Here is a 21,400-nt window from a genome sequence, read left to right on the forward strand (position 1 = left end):
ACCCCGCCGCAGTCGGGACACGAGGATGCGAAGCGGGGCGCACAGGCCCCTATAGTCAGGCCGGCAGGGCGGCGAGGTCAATGGTGCCTTCGAACACGGTGGTAGCCGGACCGGTCATGCGCACGGGTTCGGCGCCGCCGTCCCAGGCAATGTTCAGGTCGCCACCGTGCGTGTGGACCTTGACCGGGGAATCCAGCAGGCCGCGGCGAATGCCGGCTACGACGGCCGCGCAAGCGCCCGTGCCGCAGGCCAGCGTCTCGCCGGCGCCGCGTTCGAACACGCGCAGGCGCGCGGTATGGCGGTCCACCACTTGCAGGAAGCCGGCGTTCACGCGGTTCGGGAACGTCGCGTGATGTTCGATCAACGGACCGTCCTGCAGTACCGGGAAGTTCTCGACATCGTCCACCACCTGCACTGCGTGCGGATTGCCCATCGACACCGGGGAAATCCACGCCGTGCGGCCGTTGATTTCCAACCCGTAGGCGATGTCTTCACCTTGCGTGCGGACTGGCAGGCCATCCGGGCGGAACGGCACGCGAGCCGGTTCCAGTTCGGGCGCGCCCATGTCCACGGTGACCTGGCCGTCGTCCTGCAGTGTCAGCGTGATCACGCCGTTCATGACCTCCACGCGCACCGAGCGCTTGTCGGTCATGCCCTTGTCGGTGACGAAGCGCACGAAGCAGCGCGCGCCATTGCCGCAGTGCTCGACCTCGCTGCCATCGGCATTGAAGATGCGGTAGCGGAAATCCACGTCCTCGCGCGTGGGCTTTTCCACGATCAGCATCTGGTCGGCGCCGACGCCGAAATGCCGGCTGGCAAGCGCACGCCACTGTTCGGTGGTCAGGTCGAGCTTCTGGTGGATGCCGTCGAGCACGACGAAGTCGTTGCCGGCACCGTGCATCTTGGTGAACTGGAGTTTCATGGTGCGAATTGTAGCCGCGCAGGGCCGGACCTGCCGGCGGTAGTCAGTAGATGGACGGTTCGCCGGGCGGGCGGTTCTTGAAGCGCTTGTGCACCCAGTAGTACTCGGCCACGCGCGGGCGGATGCAGTCTTCAAAGAACGCGTTCATGCGGCGCGTGTCCTCCGTCACGCTGTCGCCGGGGTAGTTGTCCCAGGCCGGCAAGATGCGAAGCACGTAGCCCTGGTAGTCGGGCAGCATCTCCGTGTAGACCGGCACGACCTTGGCGCCCGTCATCCGCGCCAGGCGCGACACCGAGGTCAGCGTCAGCGCCTGCACGCCGAAGAACGGCACATACTCCGAATCGCGCTCGCCGAAGTCCATGTCGGCGATGAGCTGCAGTGCTTCGCCTTTCTTCAGGCAGCGCAGGATGTCGCGCGCGCTGTCGTTGCGCGAGATCATCTTCGCGCCAAAGCGGCCCCGTGCGTGCTTGAGGAACCCGTCGAACAGCGTGTTCTTCTGCGCGGTGTACAGCGATGCACCCGAACGACCGACGTGGTCCCGCAGGTGGATGGTCAGGCGGATCGCACCGGCTTCCACGCCGGACAGGTGGAGCGTGACCAGGATGTGGGGTGTACCGTCGAGCGCGACCAGATCCGCCTGGTCGTCGATCTGCACCCAGCGGCGCATCTGTGCCTCGCTTCCGGTCCAGAAGATGCCGCGCTCGGCAAAGCTGCGGAACACGGTGCGGAAGGAATCACGCGACAGCGTGTCGATCTCGGCTTCGGTCTTGTCGGGAAAGCTGGCGCGCAGGTTGGCCTGCACGATCCGGCGCCGGCTGCTCGGAAAGAGATATAGCAGGCTGCCCAGCCCCTCGCCGAAACGGGCGACGAACGGGTAGGGCAGCTTGCCCAGCACGGTCAGCAGACCGATGCCGAGCCAGGTAAAGATACGGCTCATGAGCGGGAGGATTCGGTAGCCGCCAGCGTGCCCCGATCGGGGTCCTGCACGCCGGACGGAGTCTTGTAGCGGTGATAGCCCCAGAGGTACTGCGTGGGCGCGATGGCCACGAGTGCCTCTATGGTCCGGTTGATGATGGCGGCAGCTTCGGCCGGGTCTTCGGGCAACATGCCGCCATCGTTGATGACGCACAGATGGCCGCGGTAGCCAGCGCCGCGAGGGAGCCGTTCGCCGAAGATGGCGACAACCGGCGCTCTGGTCAGTTGCTGCAGGCGGTGGACCAGCGCCATGGTATAGGCGGGTTTGCCGAAGAACGGCGCCCAGTTGCCTTCGCCGCCGCTCGGTACCTGGTCAGGAAGGATGCCGACAGCCTGGCCCCGCTTGAGCGCTTTCACCAGCATGCGCACGCCGCGCGGCGTTGCCGGCGCCATTGCCAAATTGGGCCGGGTGCGCATGCGTTCGATCCAGTCGCGCAGCCACGCCTGGTGCGGCGGCTTGAACAGGGCGGTAACGGGGCGCAAGAGCGCATGCGATTGCGGCAGCACCTCGAAGCAGCCCAGGTGAGGCGTCAGGATGATGATGCCGTTGCCGCGGGCCTGAAGCTTTTCCAGTTCCGGCCACAGGTAATCGTCAAAGCCGTACAGGCGCGCGGCGATGGTCTTTCGGCTCCAGAAGTACGGCATTTCCAGGATCATCCGGCCGCTCGAGCGGGCCGCTTCGGCAATCATCTGTTCGGTCGCGTCCGGGAACGCGAGCAGGAAGTTCTCTCGCAGCCGACGTCCATAACGCCCCGGCACACGCGCTGCCAGCAGTCCGAGCGCACCGCCCACGGCCTGGAGCAGGCGCAGCGGCAAGCGGGAGATCAGCCAGAACAGGAAAGTCATTGCGTGGCGGTGGATGTCGGGTCCCTTGTGGAAAGGGTCATCAATGCTGGAGCAAGCCGTCGTTCAGGGCTAAGGATCCGTAGGATTCCTGCCGCTAACCATGGATCGGATCGGCGTGCGCCGGCGCACGGTGGCCCTTGGGCCACAGGCTGCATTGTGCCGGCAGGCGCGTATAATAGCGTGTATCGCCGAGTTAACTGACAACTTGCGGGGCGATACCGCTCTAACCGAGCGGCCTGAAAATACCGCTAAAGCGTCGCCGCCATGACCCGACAGGGTGGCACGCAATAGCCAACCTGGAGAACAAGTTCGTGGCAAACGACTTCCTTTTCACTTCGGAGTCCGTCTCCGAAGGCCATCCCGACAAGGTCGCAGACCAGATTTCCGACGCCGTCCTCGATGCCATCCTGGCGCAGGACAAGTACGCGCGTGTGGCTGCCGAGACGCTCTGCAACACCGGGCTGGTCGTGCTGGCCGGGGAAATCACCACCACGGCCAACGTCGACTACATCCAGGTCGCGCGCGACACGATCAAGCGCATCGGCTACGACAACACCGAGTACGGCATCGACTACAAGGGTTGCGCGGTGCTGGTCGCCTATGACAAGCAGTCGCCCGACATCGCCCAGGGCGTGGACCGCGCCTCGGACGACTACCTGAACCAGGGTGCCGGCGATCAGGGCCTGATGTTCGGCTACGCCTGCGACGAGACCCCGGAACTGATGCCGTTCCCGATCTACTACTCGCACCGTCTGGTCGAGCGCCAGTCGCAGCTGCGCCGCGATGGCCGTCTGCCGTGGCTGCGCCCGGACGCCAAGTCGCAGGTCACCGTCCGTTATGTCGACGGCCGTCCGCACAGTGTCGACACCGTCGTGCTGTCGACCCAGCATGCGCCGGACATCACCCAGGCCCAGATCCGCGAAGCGGTGATCGAGGAGATCATCAAGCCGGTGCTGCCGCCCGAGATGCTCAAGGACACCAAGTACCTGGTCAACCCGACCGGTCGCTTCGTCATCGGCGGCCCGCAGGGCGATTGCGGCTTGACCGGCCGCAAGATCATCGTCGACACGTACGGTGGCGCTTCGCCGCACGGCGGCGGTGCGTTCTCGGGCAAGGACCCGTCGAAGGTCGACCGTTCGGCCGCCTACGCCGCGCGCTACGTTGCCAAGAACGTCGTGGCCGCGGGCCTCGCGCGCCAGTGCCAGGTGCAGGTGAGCTATGCCATCGGCGTGGCGCGTCCGATCAACGTGACGGTCTACACCGAAGGCACGGGCAAGATTTCCGACGCGAAGATCGCCGAACTGGTCCAGGAACACTTCGACCTGCGTCCGAAGGGCATCGTGCAGATGCTCGACCTGCTGCGCCCGATCTACGAGAAGACTGCCGCTTACGGCCACTTTGGCCGCGAAGAGCCGGAATTCTCGTGGGAAGCGACGGACAAGGCTGCGATCCTGCGCGCAGCGGCTGGTCTGTAAGCATTCGCCTTTCTGGCATGAAACCCCGCCGGCCAATGGTCGGCGGGGTTTTTTGTTGGGCGCTTTGCGGCCGCTATGACTGTGATCAATTAGTCACCAGAAATAGCGCGTAAAATCCGGCTATCCGGCAAACCGAGAACGCCCATGCCATCCGCTTCCGCCTCCACTTCCTCAGCCAAACTCGACCTGATCCGCCCGCAGCCGTACACCGACTGGTCGCCGGAGGTGGATGGCGCAACCAAAGCGGACCTGCGCCGCCAGCTGGAGCAGGGCGCGGTGCTCTATTTCCCCGATCTGCACTTCCGTTTCGAGCCGGGCGAGGAGCGCTTCCTCGACAGCCGCTATTCGGACGGCAAATCCAAGAACATCAACCTGCGCGCGGGCGACACCGCGGTGCGTGGGGCGCAGGGCAGCGAGCAGGATCGCGCCGATCTGTACCGCCTGATCCGCCGCTACGCCGATTTCAGCGAAAAGCTGGTGCTGTCGCTGTTCCCGGAGTACGCCCCGTACATGACGCGCGCGGGCACGTCGCTGCGCCCGAGCCAGATCGCCGGCCGCGCCGTGAGCTGGCGCAAGGACGACACGCGCCTGCACGTCGATTCCTTCCCGTCGAACCCGCTGCTGGGCAAGCGCCTGCTGCGCGTGTTCCACAACATCGACCCCGAAGCGCCGCGCGTGTGGCGCGTGGGCGAGCCGTTTGCCGATTTTGCGCAACGCTTCGTGCCGAAGACCCACGGCATGTGGCCGGGGCAGGCGGCGCTGATGAAGCTGCTGCACATCACCAAGCGCACGCGTTCGGAATACGACCACCGCATGCTGCAACTGCACGACCTGGCCAAGGCCGACCTGGACTACCAGGCCAGCGTGCCGCAGCAGGAATTCCACTTTCCGCCGGGTTCGACCTGGATTGTTTTCAGCGACCAGTTACTGCACGCCGCCATGCGCGGCCGCGCGATGATGGAGCAGACCATCTACCTGGACCCGAAGGCGATCTCCGACCACACCCACTCGCCGGAAGCCGTGCTGTCGCGCATGCTGGGCCGGCCGATGCTGCTCTCCTGACGGTGCCGCGCGCCCGGTAACCCAGCCACGCGCGCTTCCTCCGCCCTTCACTTCACGCGGCGGCAGCGCCTACACTGGTTTTCAGGCTGCCATCCTTCCGGGTGGGCGGGCAGAGGGCATACGCCCCGCCGCCCTCTCCGGACACGCGGGGAGACTGATGGAAACCACGTATGACTATGTCGTTGTCGGCGCGGGTTCGGCGGGGTGTGCGCTGGCCGGGCGCCTCGCTGACAGCGGCAGCGACAGTATCGCGCTGGTCGAGGCGGGCCATCACGACCACCATGTGCTGGTGCGCACACCCGCGGGCATCGGCGCCATGCTGCCGCGCGGCGGGGCCCGCAACTACGCCTATGAAACCGTGCCGCAGCCCGGACTGAACGGCAGGCGCGGCTTCCAGCCACGGGGCCGCGGGCTCGGTGGCTCCTCATCGATCAACGCCATGATCTACACGCGCGGCCGCCCCGCCGACTACGACGCGTGGGCCGCCGCAGGCTGCGACGGGTGGTCATGGGACGATGTGCTGCCGTACTTTCGCCGCGCCGAGTGCAATGCGCGCGTGGCCGGCAGCGACGAGGATCCACTGCATGGCGGCACGGGCCCGCTCCACGTATCGGACCTGCGCACGCCCAATCCATTCGGCCAGCATTTCATCGACGCCGCCCAGCAGGCCGGCTTCACGCGCAACGACGATTTCAACGGCGAGGAGCAGGAAGGCGTCGGCTGGTACCAGGTTACGCAGCACGAAGGCGAGCGCTGGAACGCCGCGCGCGCTTACCTGCATGGCGGCAATGCACGCGACAAGGCCTGTAACGGCGGACGTGCCGGCCTGCACGTGCTGACCGGCATGCAGGTGCTGCGTATTGTCTTCGAGGGCAGGCATGCGGTAGGCGTGCTGGCTGTGCGCAATGGCCGCCAGCACCTGCTTCGCGCTCGTCGGGACGTCATCGTGTCGGCTGGCACCTTCGGCTCGCCGCAGCTGCTGATGGCCTCCGGCATCGGCCCCGCGGCGCACCTGCGCGATCTCGGTATTGCTGTGGTGCACGACCTGCCCGGTGTCGGCGGCAACCTCCAGGACCATCTCGACGTCATCCTGCAGAAGCGCGTGCCCGCGCTGGAGCTGTTTGGCCTGTCGCTCAGCGGTGCCATGCACTTGCTGTCCGAGATGCTGCGCTACCGGCGCGAGCGCGCGGGCATGATGAGTTCCAACTTTGCCGAGGCCGGCGGCTTCATCCGCAGCCATCCCGACCTGGCAGAACCGGACCTGCAACTGCATTTCGTGGTGGGCATGGCCGACGACCACATGCGCAAGATCCGCTTCGGCCACGGTTATTCATGCCATGTGTGCGTGCTGCGTCCGCGCAGCCGCGGTGAAGTCCGGCTCGATTCGCCCGATATGCGGCAGCCGCCGTGCATCGATCCCGGCTACTTGTCAGATCCGCGCGACCTGGACGATATGGTGGCCGGCGTGAAAATCGTGCGCCGGATCTTCAATCAGCCGCAGCTTCTGTGCTTCGGCGGGCGCGAGTTGTATTCCGCGCACCTGCGTGCCGACGACAGCGACGACGCGGCCGTGCGCGAGATGATCCGCGAACGCGCGGACACCATCTACCATCCCGTGGGCACGTGCCGCATGGGCATGGACGCAATGGCGGTGGTCGATCCGCAATTGCGCGTGCGCGGTGTGGAAGGTCTGCGCGTGGTCGATGCGTCGATCATGCCGACGCTGATCGGCGGCAATACCAATGCACCCGCCATCATGATCGGCGAGCGCGCGCATGACCTGATCCGCTATGCGCCGCGCGTACTGCTCAGGATTCGCGAGCCGATGGAGGCCTGAGTCGCTTCGCGGGTTTCACGCGGTCCAGCCGCGTTCGAATACGCGTTTCAGCACTTCGGGCTCCATGTCGAGCGTGCCGAACACGCGCCCGTGCTGCCGGCCGAGCCGGCTTGCGACGAACGCTTCGGCATTCTCGGCGTCTGCATGTGCGAGCATCAGGGCGGACTGCGCGGTCAGTACAAGTCCCTGCGCAAAGCGCCGCGCATGGGCCTCAAGCTGTTCCGCGGGCTCGCGGAGCATGGCCTGCAGCGATGCCAGTTCGGCGCGAACCGCAGGATGCGCCGCGGCGCGCCGGGACAGGTCATGCAGCAGGCGCGCTGCGTCGTCGGGCGTGCGCTGGATCGCGCGCAGTACGTCCAGGCACATGATGTTGCCCGATCCTTCCCAGATCGAATTGACCGGCGCTTCGCGATAGAGGCGTGCCATGGGGCCGTCTTCGACATAGCCGTTGCCGCCCCAGACTTCCATCGCCTCGCCGGTGGCCTCGATCGTTCGCTTGCAGATCCAGAACTTGGCAGCAGGCGTCACCACGCGCTTCCACGCGGCGGCAAGCGGATCGGTCTCGGCGTGCTCGAACGCATGGGCCAGTTCCATCATCAGCAGCGTGGCGGCCTCGCTTTCGAGCGCGAGGTCGGCCAGCACGTTGCGCATCAGCGGCTGGTCCGCGAGCAGGCTGCCGAAGGCGGCGCGGTGGCGCGTGTGGTGCAGCGCCTGCACGTACGCTGCGCGCAGGATCGCCGCGCTGCCGATCACGCAATCGAGCCGTGTGCTCGTGGCCATTTCGATGATGGTCGGGATGCCGCGGCCCTCCTCGCCGATCAGGATGCCGCTGGCCTCGCGGAACTCCACTTCGCTGCTGCTGTTGGAGCGGTTGCCGAGCTTGTCCTTCAGGCGCTGGATCTGGATCGGGTTCTTGCTGCCGTCGTCGCGAAAGCGCGGCACGAAGAAGCAGGACAGCGGGCCGTCTTCGGCGCCCATGCGCGCGACCACCAGATGCGCGTCGCACATCGGCGCGGAGAAGAACCACTTGTGCCCGGTCAGCAGGTATTCGGCGCCGCGGCCCTCGCCGCGCAAGGGATGGGCTACCGTCGTGTTGGCGCGCACATCTGAGCCGCCTTGCTTCTCGGTCATGCCCATGCCGATCATGATCGCGGTCTTGTCGCGCCACGGCAGATCGCGCGCATCATGGTTCTTCGCGTACAGGCGCGGCTCCAGGTCGGCGAACAGCGCGGTTTCCTTGCGTAGCACGGGAATACTGGCGAAGGTCATGGTGATCGGGCACAGTGATCCCGACTCGACTTGCGCCTGCAGGAAATAGCCGGCCGTGCGCGCAATCCAGGCACCGGCGCGCGGTTCTGCGAACGGCATTGCCTGCAACTGCTGGCTGCGCAGCAGGGACAGCAGCGCATGCCAGCTCGGGTGGAACGTGACCTGGTCGACGCGCTCGCCGGTGCGGCTGTACGTATGCAGTTCGGGGGCGTACCGGTTGGCATCGGCACCCCACGCGAGCACTTCCGGTTCACCAAGCCGCGCGCCATAGGCCATCAGGTCCGCCGCGTGCCACCCGCCACCGAGGCGCTCCAGCGCGTCGCCGACGATGGGATCGCAGCCAAACAGGTTGTAGTGCGCGAGATCGGGCACCTGGTTGAAGACGCGATGCGTGGCGGCGTCGGTCATGATGTCTCCTGGATTGTGCTGGCCTTTGATTGCATGGTAGAGCACGTAGAACGGCGCGCGAGTGCCTCGTGGTGCCCTTATGGCACGTACTGCGCCGCAACATCCGTGATTCGATACCGCAGCGCAAAGCTGTGGCACCACAAATGACCGGCAACTGGCACTGGCGCCCACCCGGTGCTTATGCTTAAATTCACCCCGTTGGATGAAACAGGGGTGCCGTACGGATGGGCCGTGCGAGCTGAGAGAGTCCCTTCGAACCCGATCCGGTTAGTACCGGCGTGGGAAGTTTCTAGCAAGACCAAGTCTCTTGTCCCTCCGGGACTCGCCTCCCCGGCCTCAGGCCCCGGCGGCGCTCACAGGGCTCCTGGTTTCGTCCACCCCGCAAGAGAGAGGACGACACCCATGGCCCGTACTGCCCCCGCCGCATCATTCGAATCGCTCGAGAGCGACCTCGACCAGAAGTTTGCCTACCCGGCTTCCAGCAAGACCTACATCCCCGGCAGCCGCCCGGATATCCGCGTGCCGATGCGCACGATCCTGCAGACGTCCACGCGTACCGAGAAGGGCGAAATGCCCAATCCGCCGATCCCCGTGTACGACACCTCGGGCCCGTACAGCGACCCGGACGTGCATATCGACCTGAAGGCCGGCCTGCCGGCGCTGCGCGAAAAGTGGATCGCAGAACGCGGCGACACCGAAGTGCTGCCCGGCCTGTCGTCGGAATATGGCCGTGACCGTGCCAACGACCCGGCCACCGCGCACCTGCGCTTTGCCCAGCTGACGAACCCGCGCCGCGCGAAGGCCGGCGCCAACGTGTCGCAGATGCACTATGCGCGCAAGGGCATCATCACGCCGGAAATGGAATACGTGGCGCTGCGCGAATCGCTGAACCTGCAGGCGCTGTACGACAAGCCCGAATACAAGGCGCTGCTGCGCCAGCACCCGGGCAATGCGCTGGGCGCCGGCCTGCCGCTGCGTCCGGAAGACATCACGCCGGAATTCGTGCGCAACGAGATTGCCACGGGTCGCGCGATCATCCCCGCCAACATCAACCACACCGAGCTGGAGCCGATGGCGATCGGGCGCAATTTCCGCGTCAAGATCAACGGCAACCTGGGCAACTCCGCCGTGACGTCGTCGCTGGCCGAGGAAGTGGAAAAGATGGTGTGGTCGATCCGCTGGGGCGCCGACACCATCATGGACCTGTCGACCGGCAAGCACATCCATGAAACGCGCGAATGGATCCTGCGCAATTCGCCGGTGCCTATCGGCACGGTGCCGATCTACCAGGCGCTCGACAAGACCGGCGGCATCGCCGAGGACCTGACCTGGGAGATGTTCCGCGACACGCTGATCGAGCAGGCCGAGCAGGGCGTGGACTACTTCACGATCCATGCCGGCGTGCTGCTGCGCTACGTGCCGCTGACGGCCGACCGCGTGACGGGCATTGTCTCGCGGGGCGGTTCGATCATGGCCAAGTGGTGCCTGGCGCATCACAAGGAGAACTTCCTGTACACGCACTTCGACGAGATCTGCGAGATCATGAAGGCGTACGACGTGTCGTTCAGCCTCGGCGACGGCCTGCGTCCGGGTTGCATCGCGGATTCGAACGATGACGCGCAATTCGGCGAACTGCGCACGCTTGGCGAGCTGACGGCCAAGGCATGGAAGCACGACGTGCAGGTCATGATCGAAGGTCCGGGCCACGTGCCGCTGCAGCGCATCCAGGCGAACATGGATGAAGAGCTCAAGCACTGCTACGAGGCACCGTTCTACACGCTCGGACCGCTCGTGACCGACATCGCCCCGGGCTACGACCACATCACCAGCGGCATCGGCGCGGCCAACATCGGCTGGATGGGCACGGCCATGCTGTGCTACGTCACGCCGAAGGAGCACCTGGGCCTGCCGGACAAGGAAGACGTGCGCGAGGGCATCATCACCTACAAGATCGCCGCCCACGCCGCCGATCTGGCCAAGGGCTGGCCCGGCGCGCAGCTGCGCGACAACGCGCTGTCGAAGGCGCGCTTCGAGTTCCGCTGGGAAGACCAGTTCAACCTCGGCCTGGATCCGGAACGCGCACGTTCGTACCACGACGCCACGCTGCCGGCCGAAGGCGCCAAGATTGCCCACTTCTGTTCGATGTGCGGGCCGAAGTTCTGCTCGATGAAGATCACGCAGGAAGTGCGCGACTACGCGGCATCGCTGCCGAAGGAAGCGCAGCAGGGCATGGAAGAGAAGTCGATCGAGTTCCTGAAGAAGGGCAGCAAGATCTATTCGTAAGGCAGTACGGGCATGGTTCGCAGCCATGCCCGCGTTTTTTCGCCCGCCGCGCAGCGCCCCGCGCGACGGGCTATCCGGAAAAGGAGGCCGGCGGCGGCGCGCATTGCGCCGCCGGCGGCACAAACCTCATGACAGCAGTGCAGTCCTTTGATGTCGCTATCCTCGGTGCCGGCCTTGCCGGCCGCCTGGCCGCCTGGCTGCTCGTGCGCCAGGGCGCGCGCGTGGCGCTGGTCGAGCGCGGCGGCCCGGACGGTTCGGGCTCCGCCGCGTACGTTGCGGCCGCCATGCTCGCGCCGCTTGCGGAGTCGGCGATCGCGGAGCGCCGAATTGTCGATCTCGGCATTGCCAGCGTCGGCCTGTGGCGCGCGTGGCTCATGCAGTTGCGCGAACCCGTGTTTTTCCAGGAGGACGGCACGCTCGTAGTCTGGCATGCGCGCGATCGCGGCGAGATGTCCCTGTTCACGAGCCGCGTGCGCGCGGTGTCCCCGCCGGAACTCGTGGCGCAGCGCATGCGCGCGCTCGACGGCAAGGGCGTGGGCGAGGTGGAACCCGCGCTGGCAGGACGGTTTCCGCAAGGCTTGCTGCTGTCTGGCGAAGGCCAGCTCGACAATCGCGGTGCGCTGCGCGCGCTACTGTCGTGCGCCGTCGGCGACGGCGTGCATTGCGTGTGGGAAGCCGGAGATGTAGACGTTGCCACGCTGCCATCGCTCGGCATTCGTGCGCGCGTGGTGCTGGATTGCCGCGGTCTGGGCGCGCGCGCCGCATGGCCTGCGGAGCCCGGCAAGGACGGCCGCGGCGCGATGCCTGGCTTGCGCGGGCTGCGTGGCGAAGTCGTGCGGGTGCATGCGCCAGACGTGAAGCTGCACCGTCCTGTGCGCCTGCTGCATCCGCGTTATCCGATCTACATCGCACCGAAGCCCAACGACCTGTACGTGATCGGCGCCACCGAACTCGAGAGCGAGGACGATTCGCCGATGAGCGTGCGTTCCGCGCTGGAACTGCTGTCGGCCGCGCACTCCCTGCACCCGGCATTTGGGGAGGCGCGCGTGCTCGAACTCAACGTGCAGCGCCGTCCCACGCGTCCCGATCACCTGCCCGCGATCCGCGTAGACCAGCAGGCCCGCGTGGTACGCGTGAACGGGCTGTACCGGCACGGTTTCCTGATCGCGCCCGCGGTGACCGAGGCGGCGTGCGAGGTGGTGAATGCGCTGCTCAACGATGACCCGGCCGCCCATGCGGTGCCGTCCGCGCTGCGCTGGCCCGGCATGATCGACGCCGTGACGGAAACCCCCGCGCTTGCCGAAGCCCCTGTGGGCCCCACCGGCCTGCTGCACTGATGCTGAACCCATGGATATCCTGTTGAACGGCCGCCCCTTCGTTGTCGCCGACGCCGCCACGCTCGCGGACGCGGTGGTGGCCGCCAAGATTGCTCCGCCGTTCGCCGCGGCGGTCAACGGCCAGTTCGTGCCCCGCGCCGCGCACGCGGCCACGCCCCTCGCGGCCGGCGACCGCATTGACCTCGTCCAACCCGTGACGGGAGGCTGACCCCCATGACATTCGAACCGACTGAAACCCTGCGCGACCCGTTCGTGCTCTATGGCGAGTCCTTCGACTCGCGCCTGCTGCTGGGCACGGCCCGCTATCCGTCGCCGGCCACGCTGCAGGCAGCCGTGGAAATTTCGCGCCCGGCCATGGTGACCGTGGCACTGCGCCGCCAGGGCGCGGTGGGCGAAGGCGAGGGTGGCCAGGCCTTCTGGCAGATGCTCAAGGCGCTCGGCGTGCCCGTGCTGCCGAACACCGCCGGCTGTTTCACGCCGCAGGAAGTGGTCAACACCGCCATGATGGCGCGCGAGGTGTTCGAGACCGACTGGATCAAGCTCGAGCTGATCGGCGACGACTACACGCTGCAGCCCGACACGCTGAACCTGCCCGACGTGGCCGAAACGCTGATCAAGGAAGGCTTCAAGGTGCTGCCGTACTGCACTGAGGACCTCGTCCTGTGCCGCCGTCTGCTCGACGTCGGCTGCCAGGCACTGATGCCGTGGGCCGCGCCGATCGGCACCGGCCGTGGCGCCATCAACCCGCACGCGATGCGCGTACTGCGCGAACGCCTGCCGGACACCCCGCTGATCGTCGACGCAGGCCTGGGTCTGCCGTCGCATGCGGCGCAGGTGCTGGAGTGGGGCTATGACGGCGTGCTGCTGAACACCGCTGTGGCGCAGGCCGCGTATCCGGTCAACATGGCACGCGCGTTCGCGCAGGCCGTCGAAGCCGGACGCACCGCCTATCTGGCCGGCCCGATGCCCGAGCGCGAAGTCGCGCAGGCGAGCACCCCGGTGGTCGGCATGCCGTTCTGGCACGCCGAAAACACGGAGCACCGCGCATGACCCGCCACGCGGTGCACGCCCCGAGCGACGGCCCGCTGCGCCAGGCCGTGCTTGAACACTACGGCGAGACCTTCGGCGTGTCGGATCATCCGTGGCAGGCCTGGCGGCTTGCCGATGCGCCCGCCAGCCCCGGCGTACACGACGTGCTGCTGTCGGATGGTGAGGCCGATGCCGACCTGATCGCACGTGTTGGGGCCGCCGGTGCCACGCTCATCGAGACAGATCGCGAAGGCGGTCAATGGATCGACACCGTGCGTTCCCCGATGGGCACGTGGGTGCTTTCGTCGCACGCTGATGATGACCACGCGCACTCACCGGCGTTTGTCGCGGTGCTGCTGGCCTGTCTGTCGCTGCATTTCCCGGCGCATGACGCACTGTGCCTCGCACGTGCGTGGCGGCCGGGGTCGGCGGAATGGCCGTCCGAGTTCGAGCGCTTCCCGCGCGTGCGCCATGCCGCGCTGGTGGCGCCGGAAGCCGCTACGCAAGCCTTCGCGCCGTGCCCGCCGGCACTGGGCCTCTACGCCGTGGTGCCGAGCGCCGAATGGATCGAACGCCTGGTGCCGCTGGGCGTTCCGACGGTGCAGCTGCGCTTCAAGTCGGATGACCCGGCCGCCGTGCGCGCGGAAATCGCGCGTGCCGCGCAGGCTGCAAAGGGATCGCAGTCCCGGCTGTTCATCAACGACCACTGGCAGGTGGCTGTTGAATTGCACGCCGCCGCTGGCGGCGACAGCGGCATCTATGGCATCCACCTCGGTCAGGAAGACCTCGACAATGCGGATCTTGATGCGCTGCGCGCTTCGGGGCTCAGGCTCGGCGTGTCGACGCATGGCTATGCGGAGATGCTGCGCGTGGCGGCGATTCGGCCTAGCTATCTGGCGTTGGGCGCGATCTTCCCGACGACTACCAAGGTGATGCCTACGGCGCCGCAGGGGATGGGGCGGTTCCGGGCGTATGCGAAGGTGATGCAGCCAGTGATTCCGTCGTTGGTGGGTATTGGGGGGGTGAATGCTTCCAATATGGGGCAGGTGCTGGCGGTGGGCGTCGGCAGCGCTGCGGTGGTCCGTGCGATCACTGAAGCCGACGATGTCCCGGCGGCCGTCGCACACCTGATCAGCCTTTTCCCGGCAGCGTAAGCGCCGGCCCCCTTCGTCGTCCGCCAGGCCACGGCGGACGACGTGCCGCATGTTCTCGCCGCGATCTGGCTGCAACTGCGCTGTTCCCGGATATCGACCTGCTTGCGCTGTTCTCGCGTGGTCAGCATGCCCGAAGCTTCAGTGAACCTCGGATGCGCAATGCTCCAACATTTGTGCGACATTCGCCCAGGCGCCGGAACCAATCCCGACCCCGCCGCTATCATGTCGCACAGCATTCCCGGCCAATCACCTCGCGCCCATCATGTCCACCCCCATCCCCGAAATCATCCCCGCCGCGCCCGGCACGCTTGAAAAACCGTATTTCGGCATCGATGTCCCGCTGATGCGCTACTTCGGCCTGCAGCCGGAGCTGATCGAGGAGGGCTATTGCCGCACGCGCCTGCCCGCGCATCCGCAGCTTGTGAACAGCCGCGGCGACGTGCACGGCGGCACGCTGATGGCGACGCTGGATTTCACGCTGAGCGGCGCGGCGCGTTCGCACGCGCCCACGGAAACGGGCGTGATCACGATCGATATGTCCACACATTTCCTGGCGGCGGCGCGCGGCGAGCTGACGCTCGAAGCCCGCTGCATGCGCCGGGGCGCACGCATCGCGTTTTGCGAGGGTGAGGTGAAGGACGCCTCGGGCACCGTGGTATGCGTGGCCCGCGCGGCCTTCAAGCTCGTGCCGCTGTCCAGCGGCGGCAACTGATCAGTCCGGCAGGCGCCGGTAGACCGCTGCGAATCGCTTCTGCTCGGTGATGCCGTAGTCGCCGGGCGCGTACTGCATCAGCCAGTCGCCCGGCTTGCCGTGCAGCACATCGCCGCCGTCCGAGCGCGCGATGCTGAACGCCTCTTCCATGCGCCGGGCCAGCACGGGTACCGGCTTGTTGCGGTAGGGGCCATCCTGGCCGTGGGCAGACGGCTCCAATGCCACGTACTTCGGATCGAAGCGTTCACGCGAGACGACCCAGCGGTCGCCGGTCGCGCCGGTGACGATGGCATCGCCGACGCGGTAGCGGTTGGGGCCTTCGCGGCTCTCCAGTTCGCCGGCTTTGGCGGCAAACATCACCTGTACCTGCTCTTCCTTGACGTAGCGCGCGGCGGCAGGGTCTTCGCGCAGGTCGATGTCGGATAGCTGCATGTCGTCTCCGTTCAGCCCAGCACGCGCGGTGCGAAGGCGTGGTTGAGCGGGCCGTTGCCCGCACCGAGTTCGAGGCCGGCGCCTGCGGCGATCGCCTGCGCCACAAAGTCCAGTCCCTTGCTGACGGCCTCTTCCAGCGCGTCGCCGCGTGCCAGTTGTGCGGCGATGGCCGCAGCCAGCGTGCAGCCGGTACCGTGCAGGTTCTTCGTGTCGATGCGCGGGTGCGTAAAGACGCGCACGGTGCCGTCGGCCAGCATCAGCAGATCGTCCAGTCCGCTGGCAACGCTCGCGGGGCCATCGTCATCGAGGTGGCCGCCCTTTAGCAGCACTGCGGGGCAGCCCAGCGCGATCAGGTCGGCGGCGGCCTGTTCCATCTCGGCACGGCGCGTGATCGGCCGCCCCAGCAGGTAGGAGGCCTCGGGGAGGTTGGGCGTCACCAGCACGGCACGCGGGAACAGCAGGCGCACCATGGCCTGGCTGGTAGCGTTATCCGAGAGCGTCGCGCCCGAGGTGGAGATCATCACGGGGTCAACCACGAGCTTGCGGATGCCGTGGCGGTCCGCTGCCGCGGCCACGGCCTCGACAATGGCTGCGGTGCCGAGCATGCCTGTCTTGGCGGCATCGACGCCGATATCCGAGGCGACCGCATCGATCTGCGCGGTGACCATATCGGCCGGAATCGCATGCACGCCCGTCACGCCCAGCGTGTTCTGGGCCGTGATCGCGGTGATGGCGCTCATGCCGAAGCAGCCGAGTGCCGAAAACGTCTTGAGGTCGGCCTGGATGCCGGCGCCGCCGCCCGAGTCGGAACCTGCGATGGTGAGGGTGCGGGGTGGTGTCGGGGTCATGTCAAGGAAATAGCGGAAAAAAATGCCGGTGGCCATTGTGCGGGTCCACGCCGGGCAGGCTACAATACCGCCACTCCGAGGAGCGTTGCAACGGATCGTGGCGTAACATGCCCTCCGCCAGGCTCGGACTGTCTTCAACGGCGCTCGCTGATCCGTGGTTTGCACGGTGGCGAGTCGACCTATCCGCCCGCTTCACGCATGGCATCCATGCATATGGGAAGCGCGGCCTGATCTCCGCCCGTCACCGTCATCCACTCTTCACCGGGAGTGATACATGAACGCCGTGACCGACCTCAAGCAAGACTACCTCGTCGCCGACATCAGTTTGGCCGGCTGGGGCCGCAAGGAAATCGCCATCGCCGAGACCGAAATGCCGGGCCTGATGGCAATCCGCGACGAATTCGCCGCCGCTCAGCCGCTCAAGGGCGCGCGCATTGCCGGTTCGCTGCACATGACGATCCAGACCGCCGTGCTGATCGAGACGCTCAAGGCGCTCGGCGCCGACGTGCGCTGGGCCTCGTGCAACATCTTCTCGACGCAGGACCACGCCGCTGCCGCGATCGCCGCGGGCGGCACGCCCGTGTTCGCGTTCAAGGGCGAGTCGCTCAAGGAATACTGGGACTTCACGCACCGCATCTTCGACTGGGTCGACGGTGGCACCCCGAACATGATCCTGGACGACGGCGGCGATGCCACGCTGCTGCTGCACCTGGGCGCCAAGGCCGAGAAGGACGCTTCGCTGATCGCCAACCCCGGCAGCGAGGAAGAGACCTTCCTGTTCGCGGCGATCAAGGAAAAGCTGGCCAAGGACCCGTCGTGGTACAGCCGCAACCTGGCCGCCATCCGCGGCGTGACCGAGGAAACCACGACCGGCGTGCACCGCCTGTACCAGATGGCGCAAAAGGGCGACCTCAAGTTCCCGGCCATCAACGTCAACGACTCGGTCACCAAGAGCAAGTTCGACAACCTGTACGGCTGCCGCGAGTCGCTGGTGGACGGCATCAAGCGCGCCACCGATGTGATGATCGCCGGCAAGATCGCCATCGTGGCCGGCTACGGCGACGTGGGCAAGGGCAGCGCGCAGGCGCTGCGCGCGCTGTCGGCACAAGTGTGGGTCACCGAAATCGACCCCATCTGCGCGCTCCAGGCTGCCATGGAAGGCTACCGCGTGGTGACCATGGACTACGCTGCCGAACACGGCGACATCTTCGTGACCTGCACCGGCAACTACCACGTCATTACGCATGACCACATGGCCAGGATGAAGGACCAGGCCATCGTCTGCAATATCGGCCACTTCGACAACGAGATCGACATCGCGTCGATCGAGAAGTACGAGTGGGACGAGATCAAGCCGCAGGTTGACCACGTCAAGTTCCCGGACGGCAAGAAGATCATCATCCTGGCCAAGGGCCGCCTGGTGAACCTGGGCTGCGCCACGGGCCACCCGTCGTACGTGATGAGCTCGTCGTTCGCCAACCAGACCATCGCGCAGATCGAACTCTGGCAAGAGCGCGACAGCGGCAAGTACCCCGTGGGTGTCTACACGCTGCCGAAGCACCTGGATGAAAAGGTCGCCCGCCTGCAACTGCGCAAGCTGAACGCGCAGCTGACCGAGCTGACCGAGCAGCAGGCCGCGTACATCGGCGTGAAGAAGGAAGGCCCGTACAAGGCCGATCACTACCGTTATTGATACCGTTGCCGCGCACCCCTCTCCCGCTTGCGGGAGAGGGGAGAAACCGATTCCAAGGAGCCGTCATGAGACTGCTGATCGTCTGGATCATCAACGCCGTGTCGCTGTTCGTGCTGCCGTACATCCTGCCGTCGATCCACCTCAAAAGCTTCGGCTCGGCGATGCTGGCCGCGCTGGTGCTGGGCCTGGTCAATACGCTGATCCGGCCGATCCTGGTGATCCTGACGTTGCCGGTGACAGTGCTGACGCTGGGGCTGTTCATCTTCGTGATTAACGCGCTGCTGTTCCTGTTCGTCGGCAACCTGCTGTCGGGCTTCTCGGTCGGCGGTTTCGGGGCGGCTCTGCTGGGCTCCATCCTGTACAGCGTGATCTCGTGGCTGCTGTCCAGCCTGCTGCTGGGCGAACGCGCGGCCTGACGGCCGCGCACTACCGCGGGTCCTACCAAGCGCGCTGTGCCAACGCAGCGCGCCACCATCATGCAAGACCGCTACTACAGTTTTGAATTCTTCCCGCCGAAGACGGCGGAGGGCGCCGAGAAGCTGCGCAACACGCGTGCGCAGCTCGCCCCGCTCAACCCGAAGTACATCTCGGTGACGTTCGGCGCCGGCGGCACCACACAGCAGGGCACGCTCGATACCGTGCTGGAAATCCAGCGCGAAGGCATCGAAGCCGCGCCGCACCTGTCGTGCGTGGGCTCGTCGCGCGAGAGCATCCGCGAAATCCTGCAGCAGTACCGCGACGGTGGCATCCGCCATATCGTGGCGCTGCGCGGCGACATGCCGTCGGGCATGGGCGAGATCGGCGAATTCCGCTACGCCAACGAACTGGTGGAGTTCATCCGCGCCGAGACCGGCGACTGGTTCCAGATCGAAGTGGCGGCCTATCCGGAATACCATCCGCAGGCAAAATCGCCGCGCCACGACCTGGAGAACTTCGTGCGCAAGGTGAAGGCCGGCGCGAACTCCGCCATCACGCAGTACTTCTTCAACGCCGACGCGTACTTTCGCTTCGTCGACGATGCGCGCGCGATGGGCGTGGACGTGCCGATCGTCCCGGGCATCATGCCGATCACCAACTACTCGCAGCTCATGCGCTTCTCTGACATGTGCGGCTCGGAAGTGCCGCGCTGGGTGGCCAAGCGGCTGGAGAGCTTCGGCGATGACCGCGAGTCGATCCGCGCGTTTGGGCTGGACGTGGTCACGGCACTGTGCGAACGGCTGCTGGCCGGCGGCGTGCCGGGCCTGCATTTCTACACGCTCAACGCGGCCGGCGCCACCAAGGCGATCTGGCAGCGCCTGAAGCTCTGAGCGTGGCCGCGCGCCGACCTGATCCCTTCATCGAGCACCTGCTCGAACTGATGGGGCCGCTGGGGGCGCGCATCGGCGCTATTTCCGCGCGACGCATGTTCGGTGGGCATGGCCTGTTCTATGACGGGCTGATGTTCGCGCTGGTCAGCGATGGCCAGTGCTACCTCAAGGCCGATGACAAGACGCTGCCGCGTTTCGAGGCCGAGAGCAGCCATACGTTCCGCTACCAGTCCTCCCGGGGCGAGGTGGCGTTGCGGCACTACCTGAGCCTGCCGGCGGAGTGCCTGGAATCGCCGGCCGCGATGACGCCGTGGGCGCAGATGGCCGTGGAGGCCGCGCTGCGGCTGGCGAACCAGAAGGGCTGAGCCGCGCCACGGGGCCAACGGTGTCATACTCTGGCCCATGGTCACCGCTACCTTCCGCTTCTACGAGGAGCTGAACGACTTTCTTGCGCCGGACCAGCGCAGGCGTGACCTGTCGTGCCCGTGCGCGCGCGCCGCCACGGTCAAGCACATGATCGAGGCACTGGGCGTGCCGCATACCGAGGTGGAGCTGATTCTCGTCAATGGCGAGTCGTCAGGCTTCGACCGCATGCTCGAGGACGGCGACCGCGTCTCGGTCTATCCCAAATTTGAATCGCTCGATGTTTCCCCGTTGCTGCGGGTACGCGCGCATCCGCTGCGGATCATGCGCTTCGTGGCCGATGCCCATCTTGGCGGGCTGGCCCACCTGCTGCGCATGATGGGTTTCGACACGCTTTACGACAACCACTTCGAAGACAGCGAGATCGAGCGCATTGCCGAGCGCGAAGGCCGCATCGTGCTGACGCGCGATCGCGAGCTGCTCAAGCGCCGCGGCATTACGCACGGCTGCTATGTGCGCGCGATCAAGTCCACGCCGCAGGTGCGCGAGATCTTTCAACGGCTCGACCTGGCTCGCAGCGCCAGGCCGTTCTCGCTCTGCCTGGACTGCAACGTACCGCTGCAACCGGTGGCGCGCGATGTCGTGGCGGACCGCGTGCCGCCTGCCGTGCTCGAACGCCACGACCGCTTCGTCACCTGCGATGGCTGCCGGCGCGTGTTCTGGGAAGGCTCGCACTGGCGCTGCATGCGCGCGCTCGTGGACGAGCTCGTCTGCGCGGGCTGAGCCCTCAAGCCCCGCGCGGTTTCACCGTTAGTCAGCGTCAGAACACGCCAGCCTCGCTGACGATCCAGTCCATCGGCAGGTCGTGCTCCTGCGCTTGCAGCGCGATGCGGCAGGCTTCGAAACCGATGCCGATAGCCACGGGGAACCCGGACATGGCCGCCAGCGTGCGGTCGTAGAAGCCGCCGCCGTAGCCGAGGCGGAACTTATCGGGGCTGAAACCGACACAGGGAATCAGCAACGCATCGGGCTGCGCTGCGTCGGTGCCGTCCGGTACCGGAATGCCGTAGTGGCCTTTGGTCATCGGCGTGTCCGGTGTCCACAGGTGGAAGTCGAGCGGCGCGCCGGGGCGGCTGACCGCGGGCAGCGCGGCGCGGCGGCTGGTGTCCGCCGACAGCCACTGTGTCACGACGCCGCGTGCATCGAATTCCTGCTGGATCGGCCAGTAGAAACCGAGGCAACGGATGGCCAGCCGTTCGAGCAACGGCAGCAGGCCGGCGGCGATGCGCTCGTCGGCATCGGCGCGGTCCGCCACGGCGGCGCGCTGCGCCAACAGGCGCGCGCGCAGCGCGCGGCGGTCTTCTGCGGCGGCGCTGTCAGGTGGCGGGGAAGGCGGAGAAGGGGCTGACATGGCGTGGGATAATGCCTGCAATCAAACCAATAATTGA

The 21,400-nt window shown here is 66.6% G+C and carries 21 protein-coding genes and 2 riboswitches; of the genes, 14 read left to right on the forward strand and 7 right to left on the reverse strand.

Going from position 1 to position 21,400, the window contains the following annotated elements; genetic code table 11:
• Positions 1 to 55 precede the first annotated feature (55 nt).
• Genes dapF through ACIGJG_RS01015 form a run of 3 tightly spaced genes read right to left on the reverse strand, consistent with a single transcriptional unit; the run spans position 56 to position 2,743 of the window.
• Positions 56 to 922, reverse strand: a complete 867-nt coding sequence (dapF, locus tag ACIGJG_RS01005) for a diaminopimelate epimerase (protein WP_011296388.1) — start codon at positions 920 to 922, stop codon at positions 56 to 58.
• Positions 923 to 965: 43 nt separating this feature from the next.
• Positions 966 to 1,859, reverse strand: coding sequence for a lipid A biosynthesis lauroyl acyltransferase (locus ACIGJG_RS01010; protein ID WP_140949357.1), 894 nt, complete (start codon positions 1,857 to 1,859; stop codon positions 966 to 968).
• Positions 1,856 to 2,743: a lysophospholipid acyltransferase family protein gene (locus ACIGJG_RS01015; protein WP_011296390.1), complete on the reverse strand. Its 888-nt coding sequence runs from the start codon at positions 2,741 to 2,743 to the stop codon at positions 1,856 to 1,858. The genes ACIGJG_RS01010 and ACIGJG_RS01015 overlap by 4 nt, the downstream gene beginning before the upstream one ends.
• A 311-nt stretch (positions 2,744 to 3,054) precedes the next feature.
• Between ACIGJG_RS01015 and metK the strand changes: the two genes are divergently transcribed.
• The 3 genes from metK to ACIGJG_RS01030 all read left to right on the forward strand — a co-directional run bounded on the left by metK (position 3,055) and on the right by ACIGJG_RS01030 (position 7,117).
• Positions 3,055 to 4,218 carry a methionine adenosyltransferase gene (gene metK, locus ACIGJG_RS01020; protein WP_011296391.1) on the forward strand — a complete coding sequence of 388 codons (1,164 nt, stop codon included), beginning with the start codon at positions 3,055 to 3,057 and terminating at the stop codon, positions 4,216 to 4,218.
• Between the two features lie 144 nt (positions 4,219 to 4,362).
• Positions 4,363 to 5,280 carry a Kdo hydroxylase KdoO gene (kdoO, locus tag ACIGJG_RS01025; protein ID WP_011296392.1) on the forward strand — a complete coding sequence of 306 codons (918 nt, stop codon included), beginning with the start codon at positions 4,363 to 4,365 and terminating at the stop codon, positions 5,278 to 5,280.
• 157 nt (positions 5,281 to 5,437) lie between these two features.
• Positions 5,438 to 7,117 (forward strand): GMC family oxidoreductase, encoded by a 1,680-nt coding sequence (locus ACIGJG_RS01030; RefSeq protein WP_011296393.1) that lies wholly within the window; start codon positions 5,438 to 5,440, stop codon positions 7,115 to 7,117.
• Between the two features lie 15 nt (positions 7,118 to 7,132).
• Here the strand turns inward: ACIGJG_RS01030 and ACIGJG_RS01035 are convergent, their stop codons facing one another.
• Complete coding sequence (locus ACIGJG_RS01035) at positions 7,133 to 8,794, reverse strand: acyl-CoA dehydrogenase family protein (protein WP_483672663.1); 1,662 nt, start codon at positions 8,792 to 8,794, stop codon at positions 7,133 to 7,135.
• Between the two features lie 199 nt (positions 8,795 to 8,993).
• A riboswitch (TPP riboswitch) is annotated at positions 8,994 to 9,096 on the forward strand.
• Between the two features lie 100 nt (positions 9,097 to 9,196).
• On the opposite strand from ACIGJG_RS01035, the gene thiC reads away from it, so the two are divergent.
• From thiC to ACIGJG_RS01065, 6 genes are all read left to right on the forward strand, one after another.
• Entirely contained in the window at positions 9,197 to 11,077 is a 1,881-nt protein-coding gene (gene thiC / locus ACIGJG_RS01040; RefSeq protein WP_011296395.1) for a phosphomethylpyrimidine synthase ThiC, read from the forward strand.
• Positions 11,078 to 11,205: 128 nt separating this feature from the next.
• Complete coding sequence (locus tag ACIGJG_RS01045) at positions 11,206 to 12,414, forward strand: FAD-dependent oxidoreductase (RefSeq protein WP_011296396.1); 1,209 nt, start codon at positions 11,206 to 11,208, stop codon at positions 12,412 to 12,414.
• Between the two features lie 10 nt (positions 12,415 to 12,424).
• Positions 12,425 to 12,622 carry a sulfur carrier protein ThiS gene (gene thiS / locus ACIGJG_RS01050; RefSeq protein WP_011296397.1) on the forward strand — a complete coding sequence of 66 codons (198 nt, stop codon included), beginning with the start codon at positions 12,425 to 12,427 and terminating at the stop codon, positions 12,620 to 12,622.
• A gap of 5 nt (positions 12,623 to 12,627) precedes the next feature.
• Positions 12,628 to 13,464 carry a thiazole synthase gene (locus ACIGJG_RS01055; RefSeq protein WP_011296398.1) on the forward strand — a complete coding sequence of 279 codons (837 nt, stop codon included), beginning with the start codon at positions 12,628 to 12,630 and terminating at the stop codon, positions 13,462 to 13,464.
• On the forward strand, positions 13,461 to 14,597 hold the full coding sequence (locus tag ACIGJG_RS01060; protein ID WP_140949355.1) for a thiamine phosphate synthase: 1,137 nt from the start codon (positions 13,461 to 13,463) through the stop codon (positions 14,595 to 14,597). The genes ACIGJG_RS01055 and ACIGJG_RS01060 overlap by 4 nt, the downstream gene beginning before the upstream one ends.
• 262 nt (positions 14,598 to 14,859) lie before the next feature.
• A complete protein-coding gene (locus ACIGJG_RS01065) occupies positions 14,860 to 15,309 on the forward strand; it encodes a PaaI family thioesterase (protein ID WP_011296400.1) in 450 nt (149 codons plus the stop codon).
• Here the strand turns inward: ACIGJG_RS01065 and ACIGJG_RS01070 are convergent, their stop codons facing one another.
• Positions 15,310 to 15,741: a PGDYG domain-containing protein gene (locus ACIGJG_RS01070; RefSeq protein WP_011296401.1), complete on the reverse strand. Its 432-nt coding sequence runs from the start codon at positions 15,739 to 15,741 to the stop codon at positions 15,310 to 15,312.
• Between the two features lie 11 nt (positions 15,742 to 15,752).
• Positions 15,753 to 16,589 (reverse strand): bifunctional hydroxymethylpyrimidine kinase/phosphomethylpyrimidine kinase, encoded by an 837-nt coding sequence (gene thiD, locus ACIGJG_RS01075; RefSeq protein WP_049796439.1) that lies wholly within the window; start codon positions 16,587 to 16,589, stop codon positions 15,753 to 15,755.
• Between the two features lie 71 nt (positions 16,590 to 16,660).
• A riboswitch (S-adenosyl-L-homocysteine riboswitch) is annotated at positions 16,661 to 16,742 on the forward strand.
• A gap of 121 nt (positions 16,743 to 16,863) precedes the next feature.
• Between thiD and ahcY the strand changes: the two genes are divergently transcribed.
• The 5 genes from ahcY to ACIGJG_RS01100 all read left to right on the forward strand — a co-directional run bounded on the left by ahcY (position 16,864) and on the right by ACIGJG_RS01100 (position 20,735).
• On the forward strand, positions 16,864 to 18,282 hold the full coding sequence (gene ahcY, locus ACIGJG_RS01080) for an adenosylhomocysteinase (RefSeq protein ID WP_011296403.1): 1,419 nt from the start codon (positions 16,864 to 16,866) through the stop codon (positions 18,280 to 18,282).
• Positions 18,283 to 18,347: 65 nt separating this feature from the next.
• Complete coding sequence (locus tag ACIGJG_RS01085) at positions 18,348 to 18,698, forward strand: phage holin family protein (protein WP_011296404.1); 351 nt, start codon at positions 18,348 to 18,350, stop codon at positions 18,696 to 18,698.
• Between the two features lie 60 nt (positions 18,699 to 18,758).
• The gene (gene metF, locus ACIGJG_RS01090) at positions 18,759 to 19,589 is read left to right on the forward strand and encodes a methylenetetrahydrofolate reductase [NAD(P)H] (RefSeq protein WP_011296405.1); all 831 of its coding nucleotides are present in this window, start codon (positions 18,759 to 18,761) and stop codon (positions 19,587 to 19,589) included.
• Between the two features lie 2 nt (positions 19,590 to 19,591).
• Positions 19,592 to 19,954: a TfoX/Sxy family protein gene (locus tag ACIGJG_RS01095; protein WP_483672664.1), complete on the forward strand. Its 363-nt coding sequence runs from the start codon at positions 19,592 to 19,594 to the stop codon at positions 19,952 to 19,954.
• Between the two features lie 37 nt (positions 19,955 to 19,991).
• Positions 19,992 to 20,735, forward strand: coding sequence for a Mut7-C RNAse domain-containing protein (locus tag ACIGJG_RS01100; protein WP_011296407.1), 744 nt, complete (start codon positions 19,992 to 19,994; stop codon positions 20,733 to 20,735).
• Between the two features lie 37 nt (positions 20,736 to 20,772).
• On the opposite strand, the gene ACIGJG_RS01105 is transcribed toward ACIGJG_RS01100, so the two are convergent.
• Complete coding sequence (locus ACIGJG_RS01105; protein WP_011296408.1) at positions 20,773 to 21,363, reverse strand: 5-formyltetrahydrofolate cyclo-ligase; 591 nt, start codon at positions 21,361 to 21,363, stop codon at positions 20,773 to 20,775.
• Between the last annotated feature and the right edge of the window lie 37 nt (positions 21,364 to 21,400).

Source organism: Cupriavidus sp. C1SS-2L, from assembly GCF_057073735.1.